This is a genomic window from Pseudomonas sp. HR1 (assembly GCF_030175875.1).
Lineage (GTDB): Bacteria > Pseudomonadota > Gammaproteobacteria > Pseudomonadales > Pseudomonadaceae > Chryseomonas > Chryseomonas oryzihabitans.
This window is the reverse complement of sequence record NZ_JASNRF010000003.1, coordinates 680,218-691,967: the sequence shown is the minus strand read 5'-3', so window position 1 is coordinate 691,967 and position 11,750 is coordinate 680,218. Positions and strand designations below refer to the sequence as shown.

Annotated in this window: 10 protein-coding genes and 3 tRNA genes; all 13 read right to left on the bottom strand. The window is 66.3% G+C overall.

Features of this window, described 5'->3' with window-relative positions; genetic code table 11:
• Window position 1 precedes the first annotated feature (1 nt).
• A complete protein-coding gene (locus QKY98_RS14610; protein ID WP_007159100.1) occupies window positions 2-442 on the bottom strand; it encodes an acyl-CoA thioesterase in 441 nt (146 codons plus the stop codon).
• A 142-nt stretch (window positions 443-584) separates the two neighbouring features.
• Window positions 585-661, bottom strand: a tRNA-Arg gene (locus tag QKY98_RS14605).
• A gap of 60 nt (window positions 662-721) precedes the next feature.
• Window positions 722-798: transfer RNA gene (locus tag QKY98_RS14600), tRNA-Arg, on the bottom strand.
• A 106-nt stretch (window positions 799-904) separates the two neighbouring features.
• Window positions 905-995, bottom strand: a tRNA-Ser gene (locus QKY98_RS14595).
• Window positions 996-1,056: 61 nt separating this feature from the next.
• Window positions 1,057-1,242 (bottom strand): carbon storage regulator CsrA, encoded by a 186-nt coding sequence (csrA, locus tag QKY98_RS14590; protein ID WP_007159101.1) that lies wholly within the window; start codon window positions 1,240-1,242, stop codon window positions 1,057-1,059.
• 155 nt (window positions 1,243-1,397) lie between these two features.
• Complete coding sequence (locus tag QKY98_RS14585; protein ID WP_007159102.1) at window positions 1,398-2,633, bottom strand: aspartate kinase; 1,236 nt, start codon at window positions 2,631-2,633, stop codon at window positions 1,398-1,400.
• Between the two features lie 84 nt (window positions 2,634-2,717).
• A complete protein-coding gene (gene alaS / locus QKY98_RS14580; RefSeq protein ID WP_284671133.1) occupies window positions 2,718-5,342 on the bottom strand; it encodes an alanine--tRNA ligase in 2,625 nt (874 codons plus the stop codon).
• A gap of 185 nt (window positions 5,343-5,527) precedes the next feature.
• Window positions 5,528-6,526: a low-specificity L-threonine aldolase gene (gene ltaE, locus QKY98_RS14575; protein ID WP_027602740.1), complete on the bottom strand. Its 999-nt coding sequence runs from the start codon at window positions 6,524-6,526 to the stop codon at window positions 5,528-5,530.
• 11 nt (window positions 6,527-6,537) lie between these two features.
• A complete protein-coding gene (astE, locus tag QKY98_RS14570; RefSeq protein WP_027602739.1) occupies window positions 6,538-7,545 on the bottom strand; it encodes a succinylglutamate desuccinylase in 1,008 nt (335 codons plus the stop codon).
• Between the two features lie 37 nt (window positions 7,546-7,582).
• A complete protein-coding gene (locus QKY98_RS14565; protein WP_007159106.1) occupies window positions 7,583-7,879 on the bottom strand; it encodes a hypothetical protein in 297 nt (98 codons plus the stop codon).
• 14 nt (window positions 7,880-7,893) lie between these two features.
• A complete protein-coding gene (gene astB / locus QKY98_RS14560; protein WP_284671132.1) occupies window positions 7,894-9,255 on the bottom strand; it encodes an N-succinylarginine dihydrolase in 1,362 nt (453 codons plus the stop codon).
• Window positions 9,252-10,715 carry a succinylglutamate-semialdehyde dehydrogenase gene (gene astD, locus QKY98_RS14555; protein WP_284671131.1) on the bottom strand — a complete coding sequence of 488 codons (1,464 nt, stop codon included), beginning with the start codon at window positions 10,713-10,715 and terminating at the stop codon, window positions 9,252-9,254. Before astD ends, astB begins: the two co-directional genes overlap by 4 nt.
• 9 nt (window positions 10,716-10,724) lie before the next feature.
• Window positions 10,725-11,732, bottom strand: coding sequence for an arginine N-succinyltransferase (astA, locus tag QKY98_RS14550; protein WP_027602736.1), 1,008 nt, complete (start codon window positions 11,730-11,732; stop codon window positions 10,725-10,727).
• Between the last annotated feature and the right edge of the window lie 18 nt (window positions 11,733-11,750).

Sequence of the window (11,750 nt, the reverse complement as noted above, 5' to 3'; positions counted from 1 at the left end):
CTCAGACGTCCTCGCCAGGTAGTGCCTGGCCATAACCGGCCAGGAATTCGGGTGGCATGCGCCTGGGCTTGCCGGAAGACAGCTCGATGCAGACGAAGGTCGTCCGGGCGCGCAGCAGGGTCACGCCATCGGCGGGACGCTGCAGCTGGAATTGCCGGGTCATGCGCAGACGACGATCCCAGTCCACCAGCCAGGTGCCCAATACCAGCTCATCGTCCTGATAGCCGCTGCTGAGATAGTCGATCTCGTGGCGCACCACGGCCATGGCACGATCCAGCCGCTGGAAGGTGGCGAGATCCAGGCCCAGGGCCGCCGAATGCTGCCAGGCGCACTGTTCGAGCCAGCTGACGTACACGGCGTTGTTGGCATGGCCCAGGCCGTCGATGTGCTCGGCACCGATGCGCAGCGGCAGGAGGTGGGGAGTCGGTCTGTCCCACTGCATGAAGAGACCCTCTCGCGGGCAAGGTCGAAAGACGCACGGCCTGACCGGACGGAATCCTGGCCAGGCCAACGGTCGCGGATACTGGCACGAATCCGCAGACAATAAAAAAGGGCCTGCATCGCTGCAGGCCCTTCTTCATATTTGGCGCACTCGGGAGGATTCGAACCTCCGACCGCTCGGTTCGTAGCCGAGTACTCTATCCAGCTGAGCTACGAGTGCGTTTCGGTGCGTTTAGCCAGAACACCGCTGGTACTGCTGAAGCCAGAGGCTTCGTCGATTTGGCGCACTCGGGAGGATTCGAACCTCCGACCGCTCGGTTCGTAGCCGAGTACTCTATCCAGCTGAGCTACGAGTGCGTTGAAGCTGCGTATTCTAGCTTCCGTTTCTGACGTGTCAAGCAAATTTGCTTGTTTATCAGGTACTTACCAATCGGTCAGTACAGCGGAGCCAGTTTGAAGCAAATGGCGGTGAGGGAGGGATTCGAACCCTCGACACCCTTTTGAGGTGTACTCCCTTAGCAGGGGAGCGCCTTCGGCCACTCGGCCACCTCACCGCAACGGGGCGAAACTATATCGAAGGTTTGCCCGTTTGCAAAGAGAAAAATTCAAAAAAAATCAGTGGTTTGGTTCTTGGTCCTTTTCCTTCTGGATGCGCTGGTAGATTTCCTCGCGATGAACCGCGACTTCCTTGGGCGCATTGACGCCGATGCGGACCTGGTTGCCCTTGACTCCCAGTACCGTCACGGTGACTTCATCACCTACCATCAGGGTCTCACCAACCCGACGAGTCAAAATAAGCATTCCATTCTCCTTAAGCTTTAACTCAGTCTGCACGTATGAACCGAAACGATCCCTGAATGGACCCTCTAGTCGCTATTGACCTCTGTCCATGCAAGTAAAGTTCCGCAGAACCCGCGTCGGATGAGGTCCCTGTGGCAGGAACCTCATCTGGCGGGTCACTCGGCGCCGCGTGCGGGGGCGTCGAGTTCGAAGGCGGTGTGCAGGGCGCGGACGGCGAGTTCGAGGTATTTCTCCTCGATGACCACCGACACCTTGATCTCGGAGGTGGAGATCATCTGGATGTTGATGCTCTCCTTGGCCAGGGCTTCGAACATCTGGCTGGCCACGCCGGCATGGGATCTCATGCCGACGCCGACGATGGAGACCTTGGCGATCTTGGTGTCGCCGACGGACTCCCGAGCGCCGATCTCGACGCCGGTGCGCTTGAGGATCTCCAGGGCGCTCTGGTAGTCGTTGCGGTGCACGGTGAAGGTGAAGTCGGTGGTGTTATCGTGCGCGACGTTCTGTACGATCATGTCGACTTCGATGTTGGCCGCGCTGATCGGGCCGAGGATCTTGAAGGCCACGCCGGGGGTATCCGGCACACCGCGAATGGTCAGCTTGGCTTCGTCACGGTTGAAGGCGATGCCGGAGATGATCGGCTGTTCCATGGATTCCTCTTCATCAAGGGTAATGAGGGTGCCCGGACCCTCCTGAAAGCTGTGCAGCACGCGCAGCGGCACGTTGTACTTGCCGGCGAACTCCACCGAACGGATCTGCAGCACCTTGGAGCCGAGGCTGGCCATTTCCAGCATTTCCTCGAAGGTGATCTTGTCCAGGCGCTGGGCCTGGGGCACCACGCGCGGATCGGTGGTGTAGACGCCGTCGACGTCGGTATAGATCTGGCACTCGTCGGCCTTCAGCGCGGCCGCCAGGGCCACGCCGGTGGTGTCGGAGCCACCGCGACCCAAAGTGGTGATGTTGCCCTGCTCGTCAACGCCCTGGAAGCCGGCCACGACCACCACCTTGCCGGCCTTGAGCTCGGCGCGGATGCGGGCGTCGTCGATCTGCTGGATGCGCGCCTTGGTGTGGGCGCTGTCGGTGAGGATGCGCACCTGGTTGCCGGTATAGGACACCGCCTGGACGCCGCGCTTGAGCAGCGCCATGGCCAGCAGGCCGATGGTGACCTGCTCGCCGGTGGAGACCATGACATCCAGCTCGCGCGGATCGGGTTGCTCCATGATCTGCTTGGCGAGGCCGATCAGGCGATTGGTCTCGCCACTCATGGCCGATACCACCACCACGATCTGGTCGCCCGCCTCATGGAAGCGTTTCACCTTCTCGGCGACCTGCTCGATACGCTCCACCGTACCCACCGAGGTACCGCCGAATTTCTGTACGATCAATGCCATTGCTTGCTGCCCGTCCGCAGAAAAATCTGATTCAAGTTGTTGAGGGAGGAAGCGGGCCGCCCTCCCCGGCGACCCGCAGCGCTCTTAGAGGCTTTCCTCGGCGTACTGCGCGGCGCAGGCCAGGGCCGCTTCAAGCTGGCTGGCATCGGTGCCGCCGCCCTGAGCCATGTCCGGACGACCGCCGCCCTTGCCACCGACCACGGCCGCGGCGCGCTTCATCAGCTCGCCGGCCTTGAGCCTGGCGGTCAGGTCGGCGGTGACGCCGGCCACCAGCACCACCTTGCCGTCGGCTTCGCCACCGAGCAGGATCATGCCGCTGCCGAGCTTGTTCTTGAGCTGGTCGACCAGCGCCAGCAGCGCCTTGCCGTCGAGACCGTCGAGGCGCGCGGTCAGCACCTTGGCGCCCTTGACGTCCTGCGCCTGGTCCACCAGATCACCAGCCGAGGCACTGGCGGCCTTGGCCTTGAGCTGCTCGATTTCCTTTTCCAGCTGGCGATTGCGCTCGACCAGCGCGGCCAGCTTGTCCAGCACGTTGTCGCGACTGCCCTTGAGCAGGCTGGCGGCTTCGCGCAGCTGCTCTTCGGCGCCGTTGAGGTAGGCCAGGGCCGCGGTGCCGGTGATGGCTTCCACGCGGCGCACGCCGGAGGCCACGCCGCCTTCGCTGACCAGCTTGAGCAGGCCGATGTCGCCGGTCTGGGCGACGTGGGTGCCGCCGCACAGCTCGACGGAGAATTCACCGCCCATGCCGACCACGCGCACCACGTCGCCGTACTTCTCGCCGAACAGCGCCATGGCGCCGCGGGCCTTGGCCTCGTCGATGGCCATGACCTCGGTGGTCACCGCGCTGTTCTTGCGGATCTCTTCGTTGACGATCGTCTCGATGCGCTTGAGCTCCTCGGGCTTGATGGCCTCGAAGTGGCTGAAGTCGAATCTCAGGCGCTGGTCGTTGACCAGGGAGCCCTTCTGGTGGACATGGTCGCCCAGCACCTGGCGCAGTGCGGCGTGCAGCAGGTGGGTACCGGAGTGGTTCAGGGCGATGCCCTGGCGGCGACCGGCATCAACCTGGGCCATCAGCGCGGTGCCGACGTTGAGGCTGCCCTTGGTCACCACGCCATGGTGCAGGAAGGCCCCCTGGGTCTTGGTAGTGTCGCGCACAGCGAAGCCGACACCAGCGCTTTCCAGGGTACCGGTATCGCCGACCTGGCCACCGGATTCACCATAGAACGGCGTCTGGTCGAGGATGACCACGCCCTCCTCGCCTTCGGCGAGGCTGTCCACCGGCTGGCCGGCGCGGTACAGGGCGACGATGGTGCCCGAGGCGCTGGTGGTGTCGTAGCCGAGGAAGCGGGTCTCGCCCTCGACCTTGACCAGGCTGTTGTAGTCCACGCCGAAGGCGCTGGCGGAGCGGGCGCGCTCGCGCTGGGCCTCCATCTCGCGCTCGAAACCAGCCTCGTCGAGGTTGAGGTTGCGCTCGCGGGCGATGTCGTTGGTCAGGTCGACCGGGAAGCCGTAGGTGTCATAGAGCTTGAACACCACGTCACCGGGAATGGTGTCGCCCTGCAGCTGCGCCAGATCCTGTTCGAGGATCTTCAGGCCCTGCTCCAGGGTCTTGGCGAACTGCTCTTCCTCGGTGCGCAGCACGCGCTCGATGTGCGCCTGCTGCTGGACCAGCTCGGGATAGGCCTGGCCCATCTCGGCCACCAGGGCGGCGACGATCTTGTGGAAGAAGGTGCCCTTGGCGCCCAGCTTGTTGCCGTGGCGGCAGGCGCGACGAATGATGCGACGCAGCACGTAGCCACGGCCTTCGTTGGACGGCAGCACGCCATCGGCGATCAGGAAGCTGCAGGAACGGATGTGGTCGGCCACCACCTTGAGCGAGGGGGCGTCGTCGTTGGCGCAACCGATGGCCTCGGCCGAGGCCGCCAGCAAGTGCTGGAACAGATCGATCTCGTAGTTCGAGTGCACGTGCTGCAGCACGGCGCTCACCCGCTCCAGGCCCATGCCGGTGTCGACGCTGGGCGCCGGCAGCGGATGCAGGACGCCATCGGCGGTGCGGTTGAACTGCATGAAGACGTTGTTCCAGATCTCGATGTAGCGATCGCCGTCTTCTTCCGGCGAGCCGGGCGGGCCGCCCCAGATCTCGGGACCGTGGTCGAAGAAGATCTCGGTGCAGGGACCGCAGGGACCGGTGTCGCCCATGGTCCAGAAGTTGTCCGAGGCATAGGGCGCGCCCTTGTTGTCGCCGATGCGCACCATCTGCGCCTCGGGCACCCCGACTTCCTTGGTCCAGATGTCGTAGGCCTCGTCATCGGTGGCGTAGACGGTGACCCAGAGCTTTTCCCGGGGCAGACCCAGCCACTGAGGCGAGGTGAGGAATTCCCAGGCGAAGGTGATGGCGTCGCGCTTGAAGTAGTCGCCGAAGCTGAAGTTGCCCAGCATCTCGAAGAAGGTGTGGTGACGCGCCGTGTAGCCGACGTTCTCCAGGTCGTTGTGCTTGCCGCCCGCGCGCACGCACTTCTGGCTGGTGGCGGCGCGGGTGTAGCTGCGCTTTTCCATGCCGAGGAAGCAGTCCTTGAACTGGTTCATCCCGGCGTTGGTGAACAGCAGGGTCGGATCGTTCGCGGGGATCAGCGAACTGGAGGCGACCCGGGTGTGCCCCTTCTCTTCGAAGAAGCGGAGGAAGGCTTCACGGATTTCGGCGCTTTTCATATTCATTCCAGACAATGGGCTTTTCGACGCGCGTGACGGGCATCCGACTGGATCGCAGATGAGACGAACGGAGCGGGCGCCGCAGACGCGGCACGTGCGGAAAACGGACACGCATGTCTGGGAGTATATCGACGCCTGCGCCCCGGTGTCGCCCCGGTTGCGCAGGAAAAACGTCGTCGGAAGACTTAGCGGCGGCGGTAGGTGGCGAAAGCGGCGATGACCGCCTCGATATCGGCGGCGCTGACGTCCAGATGGGTGACCAGTCGCAGGCGCGGCGCAGGACTGATGCGGATGCCGCGTTCGGCCAGGAAGGCCTGCAGGGCGGGCGCCCCGTCGCCCAGGGCGAGGTAGACCATGTTGGTCTGCACCGGCTCCACCTGATAGCCGAGTTCGGCCAGGGCGGTGCCGAGCTGCGCCGCGTGGGCATGGTCCTCGGCCAGGCGCTCGACCTGGTGGTCGAGGGCATGCAGACCGGCCGCTGCCAGCATGCCGGCCTGGCGCATGCCGCCGCCGACCACCTTGCGCCAGCGGCGCGCCTTGGCGATCAGGGCGGCATCGCCGCAGAGCACCGACCCCACCGGCGCGCCGAGGCCCTTGGACAGGCAGACCGAGACCGAATCGAAATGCTGGCTGATCTCGCGCGCCGGTACGCCGAGCTTGACTGCGGCGTTGTACAGCCGCGCGCCGTCCAGATGCAGGGCCAGGCCGTGCTCCCGGGTGAAGGCGCGTGCCGCGGCCAGATAGGTAAGCGGCAGCACCTTGCCGTGCATAGTGTTTTCCAGGGCCAGCAGCCGGGTGCGAGCGAAGTGGAAGTCATCGGCCTTGATGTAGCTGCGCACCAGATCGAGGTCGAGGCTGCCATCGGCGGCCATCTCTATGGGTTGCGGCTGGATGGAGCCCAGCACCGCGGCGCCGCCACCTTCGTACTTGTAGGTGTGGGCCTGCTGGCCGACCAGGTATTCGTCGCCCCGCTCGCAGTGCGCCAGCAGTCCGAGCAGATTGCTCATGGTGCCGCTGGGTACGAAGAGTCCGGCTTCCAGGCCCAGATCGCCCGCCAGACGCTGTTCCAGGCGGGTGACGGTGGGGTCTTCGCCATAGACGTCATCGCCCAGCTCGGCGGCCAGCATGGCCTGACGCATGGCCGAGGTGGGCTGGGTGACGGTATCGCTGCGCAGATCGATCATGAGGTCGCTCCTTAAGCCGGGACCACAATGAGTCCGGCCCGCAGGCCGACGGCGACCTTGGGATTGGGAAAGATGATGCGCGCCTCGGCTTCGTCGACGATCCAGCGCTCGCTGCCGTCTTCGGCCAGCAGCGAACCCTGGCGCAGCGGCGAGAAGTTGGCCACGTCGTCGGCCAGGTGCAACTGGAAGCGCGGACTGGACTTGTACACCTGGCGCGCCACACGGAATCTCAGCAAGGAGGAATCCGGCGGTGGCAGCTCGGCTTCGCGGCCTTCGATCAGCGCCTCGAGCAGCAGCCGCAGGCGACTCAGATCGAGTTCGCTGTTCTCGCCGAAGGGCCGCGCCTGGCCCAGCTCCAGGGTCAGGGCTTCGGCCTGGCACTCGGCATAGGTATAGGCGCTGAAGGTGATGCCTGGCTTGTCGTAGAGCAGCACGGCTTCGATACCGGCGGCTTCGAGACGCTGCAACTCGGCTTCCGAATGCTCACGCCCGGCGCTCCAGGGATAGAGGGCGAAACGCGGCAGCGCCGAGGCCCGCAGAGCGGTGTGCAGGTCGTAGTGCAGGCGCGCCCGATCCGGCTTGCTGAAGAATTGCGCGGACAGGCGTTCCAGGTCGTTGGCGCGTTGCGCCTCGGGACCTTCGGCCTGAGCATGGCGGCCATTGAACAGGCGATTCAGGTCCTGCTCGACATAGCGGGTGCCGCGGCGCATGGCGTCGGGATTGCCGAACATGAACAACAGGCGGCAGGCGGGACGCAGGGCACCGCTGGCGATGCCGCCGAGCAACTCGTCGAGCAGCTCCATGGGCGCCGTCTCGTTGCCATGGATGCCCGCCGAGAGCAGCAGGTCCATGCGGTTGTCGCGCGCCACCGGCGGAGTGACTTCCAGCACGCCTTCGGTCAGCCAGTGGAGACGGGTGCCGTCGGCAGTCAGTTGAATCTTCTCGGTCGGCTCGCGGCCGGCCAGGGTCAGGTCCAGCAGGCGGCCAAGCGCCAACCGATAACGTTCAGATGCAGCCATGCTCTACTCCGCTGAGCGACGTGTCGAGGCTAGATACTCAATGATCGTGGCCGCAACCGCAATCGGCGTCATGCACATGATTCTCATCACCGTCGTCGGCGAAGGTCTCCAGGGCGATGGACAGGCCCAGGGCATTGAGGGCCTGAGGGCGCAGCACCAGGACTGGGGTCTGCTCTTCGTCATCCTGGGAGTCGGCGAAGATGTTGAGGCCACCGGCGCCATCGGCTTCCAGCCAGAGGTCGCGACCGGCCAGGCGGATGGCCAGGCGCTGGACCTGCAGCGTCTGCTGCTCGTCGGCGGTGGGTTCGAGGATGAGATCGAGACGGTTGCTCATGGGGGCTCCGGACGTCAGGGCAATTGAAAGGGATAGACCGAGCCGAGGCCCAGCAACTCGGTCAGCTCGTCGAGGGCGGTGCGGACCTCACCCAGCAACTGGGGATCGGCGAGGTCAGTCGGTGCCAGGCGGTCGCGGTAGTGCCGATCCACCCAGTCGAGCAACTGGGCATGCAGCGCCGGGGTGAAGCGCACCCCCGGATTTACCGCGGCCAGCTCCTCAGGGGTGAGCGCCACCCGCAGCCGCAGGCAGGCGGGGCCGCCGCCGTTCTGCATGCTCTGCTTGAGATCGAAGACCTTGACCTCGCCCAGCGGGCCCGCGCCGCTGACCTGGGCCTGCAGATAGTCCCAGACCGCCGGATTCTGCCGGCACTCGTCGGGCACCACCAGCAGCGCGCCCTGCCCCGGTCGATCCAGCAGCTGGCTGTTGAACAGATAGGAGCGCACGGCGTCGCCGACACTGATCTCGCTGCGACGCACGCAGAGGCGCTGCAGCTGGCCGCCGCGTCGGGCGAGCTTGGCTTGCAGTTCGTCCAGCACCCGGTCGCTGTCGAGAAAGGCGTCCTCATGGTGGAACAGCACCTGGGCGTTGCCCACCGAGATGACGTCGTTGTGGAAGACGCCCTGGTCCACCACCGCCGGATTCTGCTGGGCGAAGACCACGCCCTCCTCGCTCAGGCCATGCAGCCGGGCGATGGCCTGGGAGGCTTCCAGGGTCTGGCGCGCCGGATAGCGATGAGGCTCGGGATAGCGCGGATCGAAGGCGCTGCGGCCGAAGACGAAGAACTCCACGCCCGGAGCGCCATGATCGCGACTGAAGCGGGTGTGGTTGGCCGCGCCCTCGTCGCCGAACTGGGCCACCGAGGGCAGCGGCGCATGGTGCTGGAAATGCGCGGAATCGCGAAACATCGCCTGGAGGATGCGCGCTGTTGTGCTGGGTTCGAGGCTGCGGTGGAACTTGCAGGCCAGGTTGGCCGGGGTGAAATGCACGCGGCCATCGCGGGTGTCGGCGCTGGGGCTGACGGTGGCGGCGTTGGCCGTCCACATGGCCGAGGCGGAACTGGCCGACAGGAGCAGCGGCAAGGCTTCGCGTGCGGCGCTTTCCAGTATCTGGGCATCGCTGCCGGCGAATCCCAGACGCCGCAGCGAGGCGATGTCGGGTCTTTCGTGGGGGGCCAGCACGCCCTGTTCGAAGCCCAGCTCCATCAGCGCCTGCATCTTGGCCAGGCCCTGGCGCGCGGCCTCGCGCGGATTCGAGCACTGCTGCTTGCTGGCCTGGGAGGCCACGTTGCCATAGGACAGGCCGGCATAGTTGTGGGTCGGACCGACCAGGCCGTCGAAATTGACCTCTCGAGCAGCAGGGGCGAGTTGACTCATAGCGGTAATCCTGGAGGCAATTGGCTAGGCAGGGTCAGGGCGTCGCTTTCCAGCGAGGCGACCGGGAAGGCGCAGTAGTCCGCGGCGTAGTAGGCGCTGGGGCGGTGGTTGCCCGAGGCACCGACGCCGCCGAAGGGCGCCGCGCTGGCCGCTCCGGTCAGAGGCCGATTCCAGTTGACGATGCCGGCGCGCACGCCCTGCCAGAAACGTTCGTAGAGGGCCGGGTCGTCGGCTAGCAGCCCGGCCGCCAGGCCGAAGCGGGTGGCATTGGCGAGGGCCAGGGCCTGGTCGAAGTCGTCATAGCGCTGGACCTGCAACAGCGGCCCGAAGACCTCTTCGTCGGGCAGGTCGGCGATGCCCGACACCTCGATGATCCCCGGCGTGAGCAGCGCCCGCTGGGCGTCCGGCTGGCGCAGCTCCAGCAGTGCCCGACCGCCCTGCGCCAGACGCTGGGCCTGGCTCCGCAGCAGGGCCTGGGCAGCGGCGAGGGAGATGACGGTGCCCATGAAGGGCGGCGGATCGGCGTCGAAGCGACCGATGCCGAGACCGGCGCTGACGGCCACCAGGCGCGCCAGTAGGGCATCGCCCCAGGCACCCTGGGGCACGAGCAGGCGGCGGGCGCAGGTGCAGCGCTGCCCCGCGGAGAGAAAGGCCGACTGGACGATGGTCACCACGGCGGCGTCCAGATCGGCCACCGGCGCCAACACCAAGGGATTGTTGCCGCCCATCTCCAGGGCCAGCAGTCGCTGCGGACGCTCCGCATTGAGCCGATGCAGCGCCGCTCCGGTGGCGCTGGAGCCGGTGAAGAGGATGCCGTCCAGGCCCGGATGCGCGGCCAGGGCCTCACCGGTGGTCCGACCGCCCTGCACCAGATTGAGTACCCCGGCCGGCAGTCCGGCGGCGATCCAGCACTCCAGGGTCAGAGCGGCGAAACGCGGCGTCAGCTCGCTGGGCTTGAACACCACCGTGTTGCCGGCCAGTAGCGCAGGCACGATATGGCCGTTGGGCAAATGGCCGGGAAAGTTGTAGGGACCGAAGACCGCCAGGACACCATGCGGCCGATGACGGGTGACGCTACGGGCATCCGCCACGCTGGCCGAGCGCTCGCCACTACGGGCCGCCTCGGCCTGGGCGGAGATGGCCACCTTGGCGATCATGCTGCCGAGTTCGGTATCGGCTTCCCACAGCGGCTTGCCGGTTTCCTCGGCGAGGGCCCGGGTCAGCGCGGAGCGGCGTTGCTGCAGCGCCTGGGCAAAGGCCTGCAGGATCTCCAGGCGCGCGGCCTGGCCGCGCCTTTCCCAGGCGGGAAAGGCCTGGCGCGCTGCGGCGATCGCCTGGTCGACGTCCGCTGCATCCGCGGCGGCGCCCTGCCAGAGCTCGGCGCCGTCGTAGGGATCGAGCGAACTGAACACCTCGCCCCTGCCGGGGCGCCACTGTCCCGCTATGTACAGGCTATCCATCGGGTCTCCTCAGGGCATCAGGCGCACGGCGCGCACCTGGGCGCCGGCCATCAACCGCAATTCGCGGGCGGTGGCCAGATCGACCACCAGGGTGCCCGAAGCCAGGCGCGCGCGGGCGCTGGTGATGCGGCAGTCCTGGCACTTGCGGTTGTGGATCAGATAGACCTCGGCGTCATCGCCAGGCGTGCCTACTGCCAGTACCAGGCGCTGGCTGTCGCGGATCGCGCGCACCTTGGCGGTCTCGGCTTCCAGGGTCGGACCGGCATCGAAGATGTCGACGTAGCCCTGGTAATTGAAGCCCTCGGCCTCCAGCAGGCGGCGAGCGGCTTCGGTGTCCGGGTGTACCTTGCCGATCACCTGGCGCGCTTCCGCCGACAGGAAGCAGGTATAGAGCGGAAAGCGCGGCATCAGCTCGGCGATGAAGCCGCGATTGCCGATGCCGGTGAGATAGTCCGCCTGGGAGAATTCCATCTTGAAGAAGTGGCGGCCCAGGCCCTCCCAGAACGGCGACTGCCCCTGGTCGTCGGACATGCCGCGCAACTCGGCGATGATGCGCTCGGCGAACAGCTCGCGGAATTCGGCGATGAACAGGAAGCGCGACTTGGACAGCAGGCGCCCGGCCGCGCCGCCGCGGCGATCCGCGCGCAGGAACAGCGAGCAGAGCTCGGAGCTGCCGGTCATGTCGTTGGCCAGGAACAGCGTGGGGATCTGCCGGTGGATGTCCAGTTCGCGCGAGGCGCTCACCGTCAGCCCGACACGGTAGTTGTACCAGGGCTCGCGCAGGCCCAGGGCGGCGGCGATCCCGGCGATGCCGATAACCTCGCCGTCTTCTTCCAGGGCGAAGAGATAGTCCGCATCGGCGGATTCGGCCTGGCGCAGAAAGCTGCGCTCGGCATTTTCCACCCGCTGCGCCAGGCGTTCTTCGCTGGCCGGCAGGGTGGTGAGACCGGCGCCGGCCGCCTGCGCCAGTTGCAGCAGCGCGGGCACATCGGCACGGGTAACGGGACGGACGATCATCGGACCTCCAAAGACGCT